Consider the following 16,195-nt stretch of genomic DNA (forward strand, 5'->3'; position numbering starts at 1 on the left):
TGCCCGCGCCGCCGTGTCGGCGGCATTCCTGCTCGGCATGGCTTTCGGCAGCGCTGCGTTGGCGCAGGACCAGCAGCTACCAGCGGTGACGGCGGCCAAGCCGGTGGTGCGTGATATCGTCGAAGACGACGAGTTCGTCGGGCGCTTCGAAGCCGTCGACCAGGTCGCCATCCGTTCGCGCGTCAGCGGCTATCTGGACAAGGTCAGCTTCCAGGACGGCTCGCTGGTCAACAAGGGCGACCTGCTCTTCACCATCGACCAGCGTCCGTACCAGGCCGCTTATGATGCCGCCAAATCGCAAGTGGACGTCGCCAAGTCACTGCTCGAATTCACCAAGATGCAGCTGGATCGCGCCAACGAGCTTGCCACGACCGGCAACATCTCGCCCGCCACGGTCGACGACCGCCGGCGGGAATACCTTGCGGCGCAGGCGCAGATGCAGGGCGCGACGGCTGCGCTGACGACGGCCAGCCTGAACATGGAATTCACCGAGATCAAGGCGCCTTTATCCGGCCGCATCGACCGCCGGCTGGTGTCGGTCGGCAACCTCGTGCAGCCGGATTCCACCTTGCTGACGACCATCGTCACGCGCGACCCGATCGACTTCTATTTCGACGTCGATGAGCGCCTGTATTTCAGCTACGCCCGCGACGCGAAGGCGCGCGGCGGCAGCATGCAGGAAGGCGCCAGCGGGCTCGATGTGGAGGTTCATGTCGCTGACCGCGCGGAGGCGGTGCTCAAAGGCAAGCTCGATTTTGCCGAGAACCGGATCGACAACGCGACCGGCACCATGCGGGTGCGTGCGAAGTTTGCCAACCCCGACGGCATTCTCCAGCCAGGCATGTTCGGGCGCATCAACGTGCCGGGGTCGCTGCCGCATAGCGGCGTGCTGGTGCCCGACGACGCGATCGGCGCCGATCAGGATCGACGCATCGTCTTCCTGGTGGATGAGGCCGGGATGGTGTCGGCGAAGCCCGTGCGCACCGGCCCGCTTCTCGACGGCTACCGGGTGATCCGCTCGGGCCTGACCGGCGGCGAGACGATCATCGTCAAAGGGCTGATGCACGCCAGGCCTGGCACCAAAGTGAAGGCCGAGATGGTGACGTTGCCGCCCAAGGCCGACACCGCCGGGTTGCAGCAATGAGGTTCGCACATTTCTTCGTCGACCGCCCCATCTTCGCATCGGTCGTTTCGATCGTCCTGCTGATCCTCGGCGGGATTGCTTATACCCAGCTGCCGGTCGCGCAATATCCCGAGATCGCGCCGCCGACCATCGTCGTTCGCGCGCAGTATCCGGGCGCCGACGCCCAGACGGTCGCAGCGACGGTGGCAACACCGATCGAGCAGGAGATCAACGGCGTCGAGGGCATGCTCTACATGTCGTCCTATTCGTCGGGCGACGGGTCGATGGCGCTGACCATCACCTTCAAGCTGGGCACCGATCTCGACAAGGCGCAGGTGCTTGTGCAGAACCGCGTGTCGGTCGCCGAGCCGCGCCTGCCCGAAGAAGTCCGCCGCCTCGGCATCACCACCACCAAGAGCTCGCCCGACCTGATGATGGTCGTGCACATGCTGTCGCCCGACAATACCTACGACCAGCTCTACGTCTCGAACTACGCCCGCTCGCGGGTGCGCGACATACTGCTCAGGTTAGACGGCGTCGGCGACCTCATCATCTTCGGCGAACGCGAATATTCGCTGCGCATCTGGCTTGATCCGGAAAAACTGTCCGCCCTGGGGATGACCTCAGGCGATGTGGTGCAGGCGCTGCGCGACCAGAACGTCCAAGTGTCGGGCGGCTCGATCGGCGCGCCGCCGACCGGCACCGGCACGGCGTTCCAGTACACGGTCACCACGCAAGGCCGCTTCAACGACGCCCGCGACTTCCGATACGTGATCGTCAAATCGACCGACGACGGCCGCCTGATCTCGCTGCAGGACGTTGCGCGCATCGAGCTCGGAGCCAAGGATTACGTGACCAACTCCTATCTCAACGGCAAACCGGCGGTGGCGCTCGCCATCTTCCAGCGGCCGGGCACCAATGCGCTCGCCGCGGCCGCGGAGATCCAGGACAAGATGAAGGAGCTTTCCCGCGACTTCCCGAACGGGTTGAGCTACGAAATCGTCTACAATCCGACAGAATTCGTCGCCGAGTCGATCCACGAGGTCTACAAGACGATCCTCGAGGCGATGTTGCTGGTCATCATCGTCATCATCGTCTTCCTGCAGTCGTGGCGCATGGCGATCGTGCCGATCGTGGCGATCCCCGTGTCGCTGATCGGCACGCTGGCTGTGCTTTACGCCGCCGGCTTCTCGCTCAACATGCTGTCGCTGTTCGGGCTCGTTCTGGCGATCGGCATCGTCGTCGACGATGCGATCGTCGTGGTCGAGAACGTCGAGCGCAATATCGCCAGTGGGCTCGCGCCCAATCCGGCGTCGCACCTGACCATGAACGAAGTCGGAACGGCCATTATCGCGATCTCGCTGGTGCTGATAGCCGTCTTCGTGCCGACAGCCTTCATCCCCGGCATTTCCGGGCAATTCTACCTGCAGTTTGCGATCACCATCGCGGTGTCGACGGCGATCTCGGCATGCAATTCGCTGACGCTTTCGCCGGCGCTGGCCGCACTGCTGTTCAAGTCGCACCGCGCCGCGGCGGCGCCGCCTCGCTTTTTCCTGGCGCGGTTCGGACGGGCGCTCGCCGACGGGTTCAATCGCGGCTTCGACAGGGTCGCCCATTGGTATTCGAGCATCATCCGCGTGCTGGTCGGCTCGTGGATAACGATCGCCGCCATGCTGGCCGTTTTCGCGGGCCTGATCTCCGCCACGGTCTACATGGCGCAGGCCGTGCCGCGCGGTTTCATCCCATCGCTCGACCAGGGCTATGCGATCGTCGTGGTCCAGTTGCCCGACGGCGCCTCGCTGTCGAGGACCGATGCGGTCATCCAGCAGGCGTCGCAGATCATCCAGAAAACGCCAGGCGTCGACTACGCGGTCGCCTTCGCCGGCTTCTCCGGCGCGACCTTCACCAACGCCAGCAACCAGGGCGTGATCTTCGCCAGGTTCAAGCCGTTTGACGAGCGGCTGAAAGCCGGCCAGTCGGCGACCAAGGTCATCGGCAATCTGTTCGGCAGCCTGCAAAGCATCAAGGAAGCCTTCATTATCGCACTGCCGCCGCCGCCGATCCGCGGCGTCGGCAATGCCGGCGGCTTCAAGCTGCAGATCCAGGAGCGCAACAGCGCCGACATGCGGCAGATCCTGGCGCTTGCCTACGAAATCGCCGGCAAGGCCAATAAGACGCCGGGGCTGACAGGCGTGTTCACCACGTTCTCCGCGTCGAGCCCGCAATTCTTCCTGGCGATCGATCGCGACAAGGCGCGCATCCTGAACGTGCCGATCCCCAACATCTTCGAGACACTGTCGATCAATCTGGGCACCGCCTACGTCAACGACTTCAACGCTTTCGGGCGCGTCTACCAGGTGCGAGCGCAGGCCGACCAGGCGTTCCGCCTCGATCGCTCCGACATCTTGAAATTGAAGGTTCGCTCGGCGACCGGCGCGCTGGTTCCGCTCGGCACGTTGATCGAGATCCGCGACGTCACCGGCCCGGCGCTGGTCCAGCGCTACAACATGTACGTCTCGGTGCCGCTGCAGGGCAACGCCGCGCCTGGCGTCTCCACGGGCGACGCGCTGGCATTGATGGAAGGGATCACGGCAAAGACATTGCCGGCCGGTACCTCCTATGAATGGACCGAGCTTGCCTATCAGGAGCGCAACACCGGCAATGCCGCCGTCTATATCTTCGGACTGTCGGTGCTGTTCGTGTTCCTGGCGCTGGCGGCGCAATATGAAAGCTGGGTGTTGCCGTTCGCCATTGTGCTGGTGGTGCCGCTCGGCGTGCTCGCGGCGTTGCTTGGCGTGACTTTCCGAGGGCTGGACAACAACATTCTCGTGCAGATCGGCCTCATCGTGCTGATCGGGCTTGCCGCCAAGAACGCGATCCTGATCGTCGAATTCGCGCGGCAGGCGCAGGAACGCGGCCTGTCGGCCGCCGAGGCCGCCGTCGAAGCCTGCCGGCTCAGGCTGCGGCCGATCCTGATGACCGCCTTCGCGTTCATCCTCGGCGTCGTGCCGCTGATGATCGCAACGGGCCCGGGCGCAGAAATGCGCCAGTCGCTCGGCACCGCGGTGTTCTCCGGCATGCTCGGGGTCACCTTCGTCGGCCTGTTCCTGACGCCGGTGTTCTACGTCACGCTCAGGTCGCTGTTTTCACGGCGCAAGCCCCGTGCCGAAGCCGAGCCTTCGGGGCCGGCAGAGGCGCCGTCGGAGACGGCCGCCGAGTAGGGTTACGGATTCGCCGCGTCGGGCGCAGAAAATTGGCGCGGCGAGGCAACGATCTGCGCGACCTCGGCAGGTGCGGCGCAGATGCTGGTCGGTCTGATCCAGTCCAACAGCCGCATCAGTTTGCCCTACCCCACAGCCGGCCTGCCAAAAATCAGCTGCAAAAACTCGCCCAGCCAGCGCTTGAGGTGCATGTCCCAGATCAGCCGGCCGCCGAGATGGTCGCGGCCGGGCTGGGCGCCGGGCAGTTCGAAGCGATGCGCGCCGCGCACCACCCAGCGCTGCATCATCGCCCTTGTCAGCTCGCCATGGAACTGGATGCCCCAGGCATTGTCGCCGTAACGAAACGCCTGGTTGGGATAGGTTTCCGCGGTTGCCAGCAGCGTCGCTTCCTTCGGCAGCGAAAAGCCTTCGCGGTGGAACTGGTAGACCATCTCCGGCCAGTGCAGCAGCTTCTTGCCGGCATCGGTCGCCTTCAGCGGATACCAGCCGATCTCGACCAGGCCTTCGCCATGGCCCTCGACCTTGCCGCCGAGATGGTTGGCGAGCATCTGCGCCCCGAGGCAGATGCCGAGGAACGGTCGGTTCTCCTTGAGCGGGATTTCCAGCCAGTCGGTTTCGCGGCGGACGAACTCGTCCTCGTCATTGGCGCTCATCGGCCCGCCGAAGATAACCGCGCCGGCGTGACCGTCCAGCGTGCAGGGCAATTCGTCACCCAATGGCGGCCGGCGGATGTCGAGGTCGAAGCCTTCTTCCAGGAGCATGTGGCCGACGCGGCCGGGGCTCGAAGTCTCCTGATGCAGCACGATCAGGATTTTTGGTCTCGGCCTCGGTCTGGGTGGCATGGAAGGCAAAAGATCCTGCTATTCGTCGCTCGATTCGCCCCGCGCGCCGGGCACCTCGGCTGCCGCCTTGCGGCGCGCCTCGATGCGGTCGCGACGCTCGACGCCGATCAGCTCGGCGACCCGCCAGACTGTGTTGTCCTCGAGCTCATCAAGCTCGCCATCGGCATAGACGATTTCCCACATCAGGCCGATGAAGGCCTTGCGCGCCTCGGGGTCGAGGTGGCGCTTCAAGACGCTGGTGAAGGCGTAGAGGTCGATCGCCTCGTTGTCGGCGCGCTCGCCGGCCGCCGCCAGCGCATCGAGTTCCTTGCCGCTCACCGAATAGGTCTCGGCCAGGATCTGCTTGAACCGTTCCCACTCGACGTCCTGGCGCACGCCGTCGGCGTTCATCACATGATAGAGCAGCGCCGAAGCCGCGACGCGCGGATCGTCGGCGCTCGGCTTGGTCTCGCGCCCAGCCGGCAGATCCCTCAGGAAGGACAATACGCGCTCGAACATCGATGTTTTTTCCCTGCCCAACAAACCCGGTCCCAGAACACAGCCTCAGAACAAACGAAAGCGGCGCGGCGATTTTTCCGCTTCTTCTTCCGGCGTGACGCCCGGGTCATCCGGCAGAGGCGGCAGCTCCGGACCGGGCTCGCCGATTTCAGCCTCGCTGACGGCTTCCGCAACGGACGCTTGCTTCTCGCCGCCGTTTGAAGGCACCGGCGCCGGCTTCTCGGCCGGAGCATCGGCGACGATGTCGATCGCCTTTTCGGCGACAGGCTGGACAGGCGGCGCGGCCGTGATCGCCGGTACGGCGACATCCGCGTCGCTGTCGATCAGCTGGCCAAGCCGCTCCATCGGCGCCCGCCAGGTGAAGGCATCGAGCTTGCCAGTGACTGGCGACACCGGCGCCCAGCGCTCGGAGATGACGCCGTCCGCCACCCAGGCCGGATCGCGCGGCGCGCGCACGGCCTTCGATAAGAGCTGCCTGACCTTGCCCTGGTCGCCGGTCTCGGCCTCCTCGATATCGGCGAGCAGAAGATAGGCGCCCTCGCGACGATCCATGCGGATCGCGGCCTCCGCCTCGCGCCGCGCCGTGGCGAAATCCTGAGCATTGAGCGCTGCGCGCGCCACGGCCATCGACGACTCGGGATGATTCCTCTTCAATTCCTGCAGCTTCTTCGCGCGGTTCAGACGATCGAGCACGGCGTCTCCCGGCCTGGCATGGGTATAGAGCTCGGCGATGTCGGGATGCGGCTCGACCTTCCAGGCGGCCTCCAGGATCTTGGAGCCCTTGCGCACGTCGTTTTGCCGGATAACCAGATCGGCGGCGATCACCGCGGCCGGCGCGAAATCCGGCGCCAGCTTGTTGGCTTCGAGCGCCGCGGTGCGGGCCGCGTTCGGGTCGCTGTCGACCAGCGCCTGCGCCTTGGCGGTGAGCAGCACGGCGCGGCGGCGATTGGCGGCGTCGCGCTCGATCTGCCTGGTCGATTTCTGCGCCTCGACCAGCTTCAGCGCGCCGTCCCAATCGCCGCGTTCGGTAAGTTCTTCCAGCGTCGATTCCGCCGCCCAGGCAAGCTGCGGCGCCACCGCCGCCGCGCGGCCGGCATAGTGGCGCGCGGCATTGCGGTCGCCGAGGCGCTCGGCCTCCAGATAAAGCCCGCGCAGGCCGAGCAGCCGCATCTCGGGATCGTCGAGCATGCGCTCGAATTTCTCCCGCGCGCCTTTATGGTCGCCTTCGAGCAGCGAGGCCTGGGCGTCGAGCAGGTTGATCAGCGGCTCCTGATCGGAGCTGATCAGCTTGGCCGCCTCCTTGGTCTTCTTGCGCGCCAGCGCGCCGTCGCCGGCGCCGGCGGCGATCATGCCCGTCGACAATGCCTGGTATCCGCGGTCGCGGCGGCGCACCCTAAAATAGCGCGAGATCGTGTAGGGGCTGTTCCACAGCGACTTGATCAGCCACCAGACGATCATCACCGCCGCCACAACAGCGACGATCGCCACCGCCGCCACCATCAGCGTGACCTGGTACTGGTAGCCGTTGAAGGTGACGAGCATCTCGCCCGGGCGGTCTGCCAGCCAGGCAAAGCCGAGCCCGAGCGCGAAGACGACGGCGAGGAAGACGAGGATGCGGATCATCTTGTCTCCTTAAGCCTTCGTCGCGCCGGCAATCAGCGCTTCGAGCTGCTTTTCGACCTCCAGCCGTGCCTTCAGTTTGTCGGCAAAATCGGCGCCGGCCGCCTTTGCCGCGTCCGGCAGCGTGTCATATTCGCTGAGCGCCTTGGCGTAATCGCCCTGGTTGACCGCCACTTCCATGCGCGCGACGGTTTCCGGCACGCCCTTGCCTTCGACCGCGCCGACCGGCCGCACCTTGACCAGCGATTCAGCGCTCGACACCAGGCTCTGGAAGAAGCCGGCATTCTGGTCGACCGGCTTTGCCGCATCGACCATGGCGTTGGCGGCGGCATCGGCCTCCGCAGCGATGGTGGCGCGGGTCGGCACGCCCTTTTCGGCATAGGAGCGCAGCGCCGCGAGCTCGGGCGCGTCCGGCGCGATCGCCGCGAAGGTGTCGAGCTCGGTCGCGAACGGCGCGCCGCGATCGAGCGCCGACTTCAGCGCCGAGGCGGCGATCGCCAGCGCGATCTTGGGTTGCGAGGCCTGCGCCTCGACCTTGCCGGAAAGCTGCGATACGGACTGCTCCAGCGCCGCGACCCGGTCGTCCTCGGCCTTGGCCGCATCGCCCGCCGATTTCACCAGCGCGTCGAGCCCGGCGATCTTCTCGTTGAGCGGACCGAGATCGGCGGGTGCCGCATTGCCGTTCTTCTGCAGCTCGGCGACGGTTGTCTCGATCTGGCCGACCTTGTCGCCGAGCGCCTTGAGCGTAGCGCCGTCGCCGCCCTGGCCGGCCGACGATTTCAGCGCCGCCACATCGGCCTTGACCTGATCGAGCGCCGAGGACAGGCCCTCGACCTTGGCCGAGGCCGCCCCGGTGCCGCCGCTTTCCTTCAGCGCCGCGATCTCGGTTTTCAGCGAAGCGATCTCGCCATTGACGCCATCGAGCGATCCTCCGTTCGATCCCGGCGCGCCAATCAGCCCGACCGCCTGCAGCAGGCCGGCGCCGGCAAGCGCGATCACGCCGCCGACGACGCCCGCAGCGATGGCGTTGACGCCGGTTCTGCGCGGGGGCTGCGGCACGCCATCCTCGCCCCATGTCTCACTTCGTGTCTCGCTTGCCTTCGATGCCGAGGCGCCGGCGCCAGGCGCGGATGCGTCCTCGAAATTGTAATCGAAGCCCTTGGGCTGGCTCTTCGGCGCATCGGACGCGCCGGGATACGGCGCCTCCGGCTCGTCCTTGCCGGCCTCTGATTTATCGGTAGTTGCCTGCGCGGCGTCGCTATGCTCCCACGGCTCGATATCGGCCTGCTCGGCATGGATCGGCTCTTCCGGCGGCTCCGGCTGCGAAGCAGCGGCGGCCTCTTCCGCCTTCGCCTCGTCGGTTTGCGCTGCCTTGGCCTCGGCCTTGGCGGCATCCTCGTCGGTGATTCGCGAGACGGCGCCGGGCTCGAGTTCGATGGTCACCGGCTCGCGCCGGGTCTTCGAATGTCGCATCTTCGGCGTCTTGACCATGCTTGGGCTCCGCAAAATGGCTTGAGGATGGATCAAAGGGGTCCAGAGCGTCAGGATGCTCTAGCACATCACCAAGCGGTGAAAAGGGGCGGTGTGATGACGCGGCTCAGCCGGGCAGCGACAAAAGCGCCAGCAGCGCCTCTTCCTCGGGTTTGGGTGCAGTGCGGACCCTGCTACCGGCAACCCTGCCCAGCGGCTCGGCGACACGCGCCGAAAGCGCCAGGAATTCCGTTTTTTCAAAGAGATGCCGCAAGGCCGGCCGCGCAATCAGGCTGGCCAGCGCCAAGCTGGCTTTGGCCGAATAGAGCAGCGCCGCGTCGATCGGCCGATCCGACAGGCGGGCGACCACATCGGCATCGCCATGGTCGACACCTGTCGTGTCGTAGGTCTCGATCGCCTGGACATGCACGCCAGCCGCCGCCAGCCGCTGCTCGAACGCAGGCAAGCGGACGCGGCCGCACAGATAGACGATTGCCTTGCCGGCAAGGCAGCCGGCGATGGCATAGGCCAGCGCCTCGGCATCGCCCGGACCTTCGGTGACGGCGAAAAATCCCGCCGCGCGGCAGGCCTCGGCCGTCCTTTTCCCGACCGCGTGGCAAGGTAGGCGCGCAAGTGCCGCGATCAGCGCCTTCGGCGCATGCCGCACCGCATTGGCGCTGGTGACGACGACCGCGACGGCATCGGTGCCGATGCTCGCCTCGACCGGCAATGCGCTCGTCTCGGTCACCGGCAGCAAGACGGGTTGGAATCCCAGGGCTTCGAGGCGCCGTGCCGTGCGCGACGCGCCAGGCTCCGGCCTCGTCACCAGGACGCGGATCATGTCAGGCCCAGCCGTCGAAGAATGTCGCACCAGCCTTGGTGCGGACCGTGCGCGCCGCGTCCAGGCCGATCTCCGCCGCGTCGGCAGCCTCGCCTTCCAACTGGACCTCGTGCGATTCCGTGCCGTCGGGCGAGATGATCAGTCCGTCAAAGGACAGTTTTTCGCCCGCCACCATCGCATGGCCGGCGATCGGCGTGCGGCAGGAGCCGTCGAGCGCGGCGAGGAAGGCACGCTCGCAGGTGAGCGCCTGGCCGGTCGGCACGTGATGGATCGCCGCCAGCATCTTTTCGACGTCGCGGTCGCCGATGCGGGTTTCGATGCCGATCGCGCCTTGCCCCGGCGCCGGCGGAAAAGCTTCCAGCGGCATCAGGTCGGTGACGACATGCTCAAGTCCGAGGCGCTTCAATCCGGCATAGGCGAGGATGGTGCCCTCGGCGACGCCTTCGTCCAGCTTGCGCAGCCTGGTCTGCACATTGCCGCGGAAGATCACCACGTCGAGATCCGGCCGCATGCGGCGGATCAGCGCTTGACGGCGCAGCGATGACGATCCGACCGCGGCGCCATGCGGCAGGTCCGCGATCCGCTTCACGTTCTTGCCGATAAAGGCGTCGCGCGCGTCCTCGCGCGGCAGGAAAGTGACAAGCTCCAGCCCGACGGGCAGCACCGTCGGCATGTCCTTCGACGAATGCACGGCGATGTCGATGCGGCGCTCGAGCAGCGCTTCCTCGATTTCCTTGGTGAACAGGCCCTTGCCGCCGGCCTCCGACAGCGGCCGGTCCTGGATGCGGTCACCACTGGTCGAGATCGGCACCACTTCGAACGCCTCTTCGGGCAGGCCATGCGCCTGCATCAGCCGCGCCCGCGTCTCATGCGCCTGGGCCAATGCCAGCGGACTGCCGCGTGTTCCGATTTTCAAAGTTTGCATGGCGCGCGGTCCGTGATAACCCCCCGGGGCAGCTTGAGGTCTGCCGGGCCTTTTCCTAATTGGGATTGGCCGGTGATACAATCATAGAGGCCAGCGACCAATTGATCCGCGTTCTGGGCATTGAGACGAGCTGCGACGAGACGGCGGCCAGCGTTGTGGCGCTGGACGGCGTCGCCGCGCCCGAAATCCTGTCCAACATCGTGCTCAGCCAGATCGAGGAGCATGCGGCCTTTGGCGGCGTCGTGCCGGAGATCGCCGCCCGCGCCCATGTCGAGGCGCTGGACGGCATCGTCGAGGCGGCGCTCGCCGATTCGGCGGTGTCGCTCGATGAGATCGACGCGATCGCCGCGACAGCAGGGCCGGGCCTGGTCGGCGGATTGATCGTCGGCTTGATGACCGCCAAGGCAATCGCCGCCGCCGCCAACAAGCCGCTGATCGCCATCAACCACCTCGAAGGCCACGCGCTGACGGCACGGCTGACCGACGGCCTCGATTTTCCTTACCTTCTCCTGCTCGTTTCCGGCGGCCACACCCAGATCGTCGCGGTGCGCGGCGTCGGCGATTACCAGCGCTGGGCGACCACCATAGACGATGCGCTGGGCGAGGCCTTCGACAAGACCGCCAAGATGCTTGGCCTGCCCTATCCCGGCGGCCCGAATGTCGAGAAGGCGGCCGCCAGCGGCGATGCAGGCCGCTTTGCCTTCCCGCGCCCGATGAAGGGCTCGGCGCAGCCCGATTTCTCCTTCTCCGGCCTGAAGACGGCGGTGCGCCAGGCGGCGACGGCGATCGCGCCGCTGAGCGACCAGGACGTCGCCGACATCTGCGCCTCTTTCCAGGCCGCGGTGGCCGACGCGCTGGACGATCGTGTCGGCCGCACCCTTGCCCGGTTCCGCCAGGAATTCCCGGACCATCCAAAGCCGGCGCTGGTCGTTGCCGGCGGCGTCGCCGCCAACCGCACCATCAAGGCGACGCTCGAAGCGCTGTGTTTCGAGGCCGGCTTCGCATTCGTCGCGCCGCCGCAGAAGCTTTGCACCGACAATGCGGCGATGATCGCCTGGGCCGGCATAGAGCGGCTGCGCGCCGGCATCGCCGACGAAAATGCCGCCGATTTCGTGCCGCGCTCGCGCTGGCCGCTCGACAGTGTTTCCGCGCCTCTGGTCGGCTCGGGCCGGCGTGGTGCCAAGGCATGACCAAGAAGAGCACCAGCGGCTGGCGTGTTGCGGTGCTGGGCGGCGGCGCCTGGGGCACGGCGCTGGCGCTGGCCATGTTGCGCGCCGGCCATGATGTCCGGCTCTATGCTCGCGACGCCGAAACCGTCGCCGCCATCGCCCGCGGCCAGAACCCGCGCTACCTGCCCAGCATCAGGATCGAGCCCGGCATCACGGCCACCAGCGACATTGCCGCGGCGCTTGAAGGCGCCGACTGCGTGCTCGCCGTGACGCCGGCGCAGTCGCTGCGCGCCATCCTGGCCAACGCCCGCAACCATGTGCCCCAGGGAGCGCCGCTGGTGCTCTGCGCCAAGGGCATCGAGCGCGATACCGGCGCGCTGCTCTCGGCGATCGTCGAGGAAAGCCTGCCGGGCAATCCGGTCGCGGCGCTTTCCGGCCCGAGCTTCGCCAGCGACGTCGCGCGCGGCCTGCCGACCGCCGTGGTGGTTGCCGCCCGCGATGCGGAATTGGCGGCCGAGCTTGCCGCGCGCTTCTCAGCGGAGAACCTGCGCTGCTATTCGAGCGACGACCTGATCGGCGTCGAGATCGGCGGCGCGCTGAAGAACGTCTTTGCCATTGCCGCCGGTGCTGTCACTGGCGCAGGCCTCGGCGCCAGCGCCCAGGCCGCCATGGTGACGCGCGGCTTCGTCGAATTGCGCCGCATCGGCGCGGCCTTCGACGCCCGGCCGGAAACTCTGATGGGGCTTTCCGGCCTCGGCGACCTCTTGCTCACTTGCTCCTCGGCACAGTCGCGCAATTTCGCCTATGGCTTGGCGCTCGGCCAGGGCAAGCCGCTTGCCGGCCTGCCGCTGGCCGAAGGCGTGCCGACGGCGGGCATCGCCGCCCGCATCGCCGCCGAGCGCGGCATCGAGGCGCCGATCATCTCGGCCGTCGCCGCCATCCTCGACGGCAAGGTGACGATCGGCCAGGCCGTGACCGCGCTGATGACGAGGCCGCTCAAAACCGAAACCGACATCTGACCATCGGAGTTGAAAATGCTGTTTGCGTTGATTTGCAAGGACAAGCCCGGCAGCCTGCAGCTGCGCGTCGACACGCGGCCGGCGCATGCGGCGTTCCTGGAAGGCCTGATCGCCGACGGCAAGCTTGCCTTTGCGGGTCCCTTCCTCGACGCCGACGGCAAGCCGGACGGCAGCCTGGTGATGATCGAAGCGCCGGACATGGCTGCTGCCCAAGCTTTGGCCGCGGCCGATCCCTACGCTAAGGCCGGCCTGTTCGAAAGCGTCCAGATCCGTCCGTGGAACTGGGTCTTCCAGAAGCCCGCCGGCGCATGATTGGCTGCCCTCGCCGCATCGACGGCGAGAGAGTAAGCATAGACGGGAACGCCATGCGTGGCGGTGCGACAAAGCGATGGGACAAACGATATGAACTACTGGCTGTTCAAGTCCGAACCCTCGGTCTTTTCCTTCGAGGCGCTGAAGGCCAAAGGCAAGGCCGGCACGCAATGGGACGGCGTTCGCAACTACGCCGCCCGCAACAACATGAAGGCGATGCAGATCGGCGATCTCGGTTTCTTCTACCATTCCAATGAGGGCCTCGACATCGTCGGCATCGCCGAGGTCTGCGCGCTGGCCCATCCCGACACCACGACCGACGATCCGCGCTGGGAATGCGTCGACATCCGCGCCTATAAGGACGTGCCGAAGCCGGTGACGCTGGAAGAGGTCAAGGCCAACCCGAAGCTCGCCGAGATGGCGCTGGTCCGGCTCGGCCGGCTTTCCGTGCAGCCGGTGACGCCGGCCGAATGGAAAGAGGTCTGCCGCATGGCCGAGCTCAACCCGGCGCCGTGACCAAGCTCACGCCGAGAAGCGCGAGAAAGTTCATCCTCGACAACACGGCGCTGATGGCGCCGCCGCATGTGCCGGAAGTGCTGCTGCACCTCGCCGACGAGGCGCATGATCTATGGCTGCGCACCGAGGAAGAGCTGGCCGAGATCGGCCTGCCGCCGCCTTTCTGGGCCTTCGCCTGGGCCGGCGGCCAGGGCCTCGCCCGCTATGTGCTCGACAATCCGGGCACCGTACGCGGCAAACGGGTGCTCGATTTCGCCTCTGGTTCCGGCCTCGTCGCGATCGCAGCGATGAAAGCCGGCGCGAAGCAAGTAATCGCCGCCGACATCGACTCGTTCTGCGAGACGGCGATCGCGCTCAACCTCGAAGCCAACGGCGTTGAAGCGCAATTCCGCGGCACGGATTGCGTCGGCACCGACGATGGCTGGGACGTCTTGCTTGCCGGCGACGTCTTCTACGACAAGACCTTCGCCGACCGGTTGCTGCCCTGGTTCACCTCTCTGAAGGCGCGCGGCGCCGAGATCCTCGTCGGTGATCCCGGCCGTGCCTATCTCCCCAGGACCGGGTTGGAAGCGCTTGCCATGTACCAGGTTCCGGTGACGCGCGTGCTGGAAGATGCCGAAGTCAAGCGCACGACCGTCTGGCGCCTTGCTTGACGCGATCGCCGAACAAGCGTTCCATCGCCTTTCAACTTGGAGGGGAAAGCATGGATTTTTCGGTCGTGAACTGGCTGGCGGTGATCGCCGCCGCCGCCGTCGCGTGGCTGTTCGGCGCCGCCTGGTACATGGGCTTGAGCAAGCCTTGGCTGAAGGCCGCCAAGCTCGACCCGGCCACCATGCAGCGCTCGGTCGCTCCCTTCGTCGTCAGCTTCATCGCCGAGCTGATCATGGCGCTCGTGCTGACGCTGGTGGTGGGCGCGATAACCGGCGGCGAGCCGAACCCGATCGCCGGGCTGCTGTTCGGCTTCGTGCTTTGGCTCGGCTTCATCGCTACCACGCTCACCGTCAACCACCGTTATGAAGGCTTCGGCTGGACCCTGACGCTGATCGATGCCGGCCACTGGCTGGGCGTGATGCTGATCATCGGCGCCATCATCGGCTGGTTCGGCGCGCCGGCCGCCGCGGCTGGCTAAAGCAATTCCAGGAAAAGTGTAAGCGTTTAGGCTCGGCGACTTCGCCGTAGCCTTCCCTCCGGAATTGCGCGGAAACAAGTATTTAGGCCATCACGTCGGCGTCTTCGCCGCCTCCTCGGTAAGCCATTCGCGAAAGGCGACGACGCGCGCGTCGTCCTTCGCCGCCTCCGGATAGACCAGGAAATAGGCGAATTCCGGCGCGACCTTGATGCCGAGCTCGAAAGGCCGCACCAGACGTCCCTGGGAAAGATCGTTGGCGACCATGGCGAAGTCGGCGAGCGCCACCGCGTTGCCGTCGAGCGCCGCCTGGGTGGCGTCGGTCGACGATCCGAAGACCAGGGTGCGGCTGTCGTCGAAGTCGTCGACGCCGGCCGCGTGCATCCACATGCTCCAGTTCGGCCAGGTCACGCCCTGCCGTGACCATTCGATATGCGCGAGCGTGTGGTTGAACAGGTCGCGCGGCTCCTTCAGCGGCGGACCTGACGCCAGCAGCGCTGGGCTGCATACCGGGATGATGATGTTCTCGAACAGCCGATGCGCGCAGAGCCCCGGATATTTGCCGGCGCCGAAGCGGATGCCGACATCGACGTCGTCGAGGTCGAAATCCCGGACATCGTAGGTGATGTCGAAGCGCAGCTCGATGCCCGGCTTTTGCTTGCGGAAGTCGTCGACGCGGCGCATCAGCCATTTCGTCGCGAACTGCGCGTCGAGCGTCACCTTCAGCAGCGCCGTGCCGCGGGTCATCTTGCGGGCGCGGCTGACGGCGCGGTTCAGCAGGTCAAGCGCATCGACCGAGGCCTCCAGCAGCACATTGCCTGCCTCCGTCAGCCGGATAGTGCGGCTGGTGCGCGTGAACAGCACTAGCCCGAGCTGATCCTCGATTTCCTTGATCTGGTGGCTGACCGCCGCTGGCGTCAGGCCGAGCTCGTCGGCCGCGCGGGTGAAGTTGAGATGCCTGGCGGCCGCTTCGAACGTCCGCAGCGCACGCGTTCCCGGCAGCAGCTTGGACATATGATCTCCAAATAAAACTTGACGATCAGAAAAGAACTACTCGTTTCCCGTTTGTTTTTCAATCCGGCATCATGGCTTCATCGAAACACTATAAAACCGGATTTGATATCCAGAGAACACGGATAGAGCCATGTCTGAGATCGTCCTGAAGTCATGCACCACCCTGGAATCCCGTTCCGGCTTCACGCTTTGGCTGCGTTCAGCACGCGATTGGCTGCGCCAGGCTCGCGTCGCCGTCTGGCTGCCGCACGAGTCAGTCGAAGACCTTTCCGACGGCCAGCTGCGCGACATCGGCGCTGGACGCCGGGACATCGCGAAGACGATGGACAGGGAGCTCCGCGAGATCGGGCTGCTCGGCACGGGCTGGCAGAAACCGGGAAAGAGGCAGTAAAGATTAGGCAAATAGGCAATAGGGAAGGAGACACCTACTGCCTACTGCCTACTGCCTACTGCCTACTGCCTACTGCCTACTGCCTACTGCCTACTGCCTACTGCCTAC

At 66.1% G+C, this 16,195-nt stretch carries 16 protein-coding genes; 9 read left to right on the plus strand and 7 right to left on the minus strand.

The annotated features are described in order from the left end of the window. Positions 1-37: 37 nt before the first annotated feature. Positions 38-1,144, plus strand: coding sequence for an efflux RND transporter periplasmic adaptor subunit (locus tag LB520_RS27855; RefSeq protein ID WP_224640082.1), 1,107 nt, complete (start codon positions 38-40; stop codon positions 1,142-1,144). Continuing rightward, positions 1,141-4,344 carry an efflux RND transporter permease subunit gene (locus LB520_RS27860; RefSeq protein ID WP_224640067.1) on the plus strand — a complete coding sequence of 1,068 codons (3,204 nt, stop codon included), beginning with the start codon at positions 1,141-1,143 and terminating at the stop codon, positions 4,342-4,344. Before LB520_RS27855 ends, LB520_RS27860 begins: the two co-directional genes overlap by 4 nt. A 125-nt stretch (positions 4,345-4,469) precedes the next feature. Here the strand turns inward: LB520_RS27860 and LB520_RS27865 are convergent, their stop codons facing one another. The 6 genes from LB520_RS27865 to hemC all read right to left on the minus strand — a co-directional run bounded on the left by LB520_RS27865 (position 4,470) and on the right by hemC (position 10,540). After that, positions 4,470-5,186, minus strand: coding sequence for a glutamine amidotransferase (locus tag LB520_RS27865; protein WP_224640068.1), 717 nt, complete (start codon positions 5,184-5,186; stop codon positions 4,470-4,472). Between the two features lie 18 nt (positions 5,187-5,204). Further along, complete coding sequence (locus LB520_RS27870; RefSeq protein WP_224640069.1) at positions 5,205-5,684, minus strand: TerB family tellurite resistance protein; 480 nt, start codon at positions 5,682-5,684, stop codon at positions 5,205-5,207. Between the two features lie 45 nt (positions 5,685-5,729). Beyond that, entirely contained in the window at positions 5,730-7,307 is a 1,578-nt protein-coding gene (locus LB520_RS27875) for a heme biosynthesis protein HemY (RefSeq protein ID WP_224640070.1), read from the minus strand. 9 nt (positions 7,308-7,316) lie between these two features. Then, positions 7,317-8,795, minus strand: a complete 1,479-nt coding sequence (locus LB520_RS27880; protein WP_224640071.1) for a COG4223 family protein — start codon at positions 8,793-8,795, stop codon at positions 7,317-7,319. Positions 8,796-8,901: 106 nt separating this feature from the next. Continuing rightward, a complete protein-coding gene (locus LB520_RS27885; RefSeq protein WP_224640072.1) occupies positions 8,902-9,615 on the minus strand; it encodes a uroporphyrinogen-III synthase in 714 nt (237 codons plus the stop codon). Between the two features lies 1 nt (position 9,616). Then, complete coding sequence (gene hemC / locus LB520_RS27890) at positions 9,617-10,540, minus strand: hydroxymethylbilane synthase (protein WP_224640073.1); 924 nt, start codon at positions 10,538-10,540, stop codon at positions 9,617-9,619. Positions 10,541-10,644: 104 nt separating this feature from the next. Here hemC and tsaD point away from each other — a divergent pair, with 104 nt between their 5' ends. The 6 genes from tsaD to LB520_RS27920 all read left to right on the plus strand — a co-directional run bounded on the left by tsaD (position 10,645) and on the right by LB520_RS27920 (position 14,685). Beyond that, positions 10,645-11,730, plus strand: coding sequence for a tRNA (adenosine(37)-N6)-threonylcarbamoyltransferase complex transferase subunit TsaD (tsaD, locus tag LB520_RS27895; RefSeq protein WP_224640083.1), 1,086 nt, complete (start codon positions 10,645-10,647; stop codon positions 11,728-11,730). After that, positions 11,727-12,728 (plus strand): NAD(P)H-dependent glycerol-3-phosphate dehydrogenase, encoded by a 1,002-nt coding sequence (locus LB520_RS27900; RefSeq protein ID WP_224640074.1) that lies wholly within the window; start codon positions 11,727-11,729, stop codon positions 12,726-12,728. The genes tsaD and LB520_RS27900 overlap by 4 nt, the downstream gene beginning before the upstream one ends. 15 nt (positions 12,729-12,743) lie before the next feature. Beyond that, positions 12,744-13,040, plus strand: a complete 297-nt coding sequence (locus LB520_RS27905; RefSeq protein WP_224640075.1) for a YciI-like protein — start codon at positions 12,744-12,746, stop codon at positions 13,038-13,040. A 90-nt stretch (positions 13,041-13,130) separates the two neighbouring features. Further along, positions 13,131-13,556, plus strand: coding sequence for an EVE domain-containing protein (locus LB520_RS27910; RefSeq protein WP_095769579.1), 426 nt, complete (start codon positions 13,131-13,133; stop codon positions 13,554-13,556). Continuing rightward, a complete protein-coding gene (locus tag LB520_RS27915; RefSeq protein WP_224640076.1) occupies positions 13,511-14,209 on the plus strand; it encodes a class I SAM-dependent methyltransferase in 699 nt (232 codons plus the stop codon). The genes LB520_RS27910 and LB520_RS27915 overlap by 46 nt, the downstream gene beginning before the upstream one ends. Positions 14,210-14,259: 50 nt before the next feature. Next, on the plus strand, positions 14,260-14,685 hold the full coding sequence (locus LB520_RS27920) for a DUF1761 domain-containing protein (protein WP_224640077.1): 426 nt from the start codon (positions 14,260-14,262) through the stop codon (positions 14,683-14,685). A gap of 90 nt (positions 14,686-14,775) precedes the next feature. Here the strand turns inward: LB520_RS27920 and gcvA are convergent, their stop codons facing one another. Continuing rightward, positions 14,776-15,696, minus strand: a complete 921-nt coding sequence (gene gcvA, locus LB520_RS27925; protein WP_140698256.1) for a transcriptional regulator GcvA — start codon at positions 15,694-15,696, stop codon at positions 14,776-14,778. Between the two features lie 130 nt (positions 15,697-15,826). On the opposite strand from gcvA, the gene LB520_RS27930 reads away from it, so the two are divergent. Continuing rightward, positions 15,827-16,087 carry a hypothetical protein gene (locus LB520_RS27930; RefSeq protein ID WP_224640078.1) on the plus strand — a complete coding sequence of 87 codons (261 nt, stop codon included), beginning with the start codon at positions 15,827-15,829 and terminating at the stop codon, positions 16,085-16,087. Positions 16,088-16,195 lie beyond the last annotated feature (108 nt).

This window comes from Mesorhizobium sp. CA12, from assembly GCF_020165255.1.
In the GTDB taxonomy this organism is placed as follows: Bacteria; Pseudomonadota; Alphaproteobacteria; order Rhizobiales; family Rhizobiaceae; genus Mesorhizobium.

Excerpts from the sequence above, each read along its gene's own strand:
- LB520_RS27855 (WP_224640082.1), top strand. The coding sequence starts at position 38 with ATGGCTTTCGGCAGCGCTGCGTTGGCGCAGGACCAGCAGCTACCAGCG.
- LB520_RS27860 (WP_224640067.1), top strand. The coding sequence starts at position 1,141 with ATGAGGTTCGCACATTTCTTCGTCGACCGCCCCATCTTCGCATCGGTC.
- LB520_RS27865 (WP_224640068.1), bottom strand. The coding sequence starts at position 5,186 with ATGCCACCCAGACCGAGGCCGAGACCAAAAATCCTGATCGTGCTGCAT.
- LB520_RS27870 (WP_224640069.1), bottom strand. The coding sequence starts at position 5,684 with ATGTTCGAGCGCGTATTGTCCTTCCTGAGGGATCTGCCGGCTGGGCGC.
- LB520_RS27875 (WP_224640070.1), bottom strand. The coding sequence starts at position 7,307 with ATGATCCGCATCCTCGTCTTCCTCGCCGTCGTCTTCGCGCTCGGGCTC.
- LB520_RS27880 (WP_224640071.1), bottom strand. The coding sequence starts at position 8,795 with ATGGTCAAGACGCCGAAGATGCGACATTCGAAGACCCGGCGCGAGCCG.
- LB520_RS27885 (WP_224640072.1), bottom strand. The coding sequence starts at position 9,615 with ATGATCCGCGTCCTGGTGACGAGGCCGGAGCCTGGCGCGTCGCGCACG.
- hemC (WP_224640073.1), bottom strand. The coding sequence starts at position 10,540 with ATGCAAACTTTGAAAATCGGAACACGCGGCAGTCCGCTGGCATTGGCC.
- LB520_RS27900 (WP_224640074.1), top strand. The coding sequence starts at position 11,727 with ATGACCAAGAAGAGCACCAGCGGCTGGCGTGTTGCGGTGCTGGGCGGC.
- LB520_RS27905 (WP_224640075.1), top strand. The coding sequence starts at position 12,744 with ATGCTGTTTGCGTTGATTTGCAAGGACAAGCCCGGCAGCCTGCAGCTG.
- LB520_RS27910 (WP_095769579.1), top strand. The coding sequence starts at position 13,131 with ATGAACTACTGGCTGTTCAAGTCCGAACCCTCGGTCTTTTCCTTCGAG.
- LB520_RS27915 (WP_224640076.1), top strand. The coding sequence starts at position 13,511 with ATGGAAAGAGGTCTGCCGCATGGCCGAGCTCAACCCGGCGCCGTGACC.
- LB520_RS27920 (WP_224640077.1), top strand. The coding sequence starts at position 14,260 with ATGGATTTTTCGGTCGTGAACTGGCTGGCGGTGATCGCCGCCGCCGCC.
- gcvA (WP_140698256.1), bottom strand. The coding sequence starts at position 15,696 with ATGTCCAAGCTGCTGCCGGGAACGCGTGCGCTGCGGACGTTCGAAGCG.
- LB520_RS27930 (WP_224640078.1), top strand. The coding sequence starts at position 15,827 with ATGTCTGAGATCGTCCTGAAGTCATGCACCACCCTGGAATCCCGTTCC.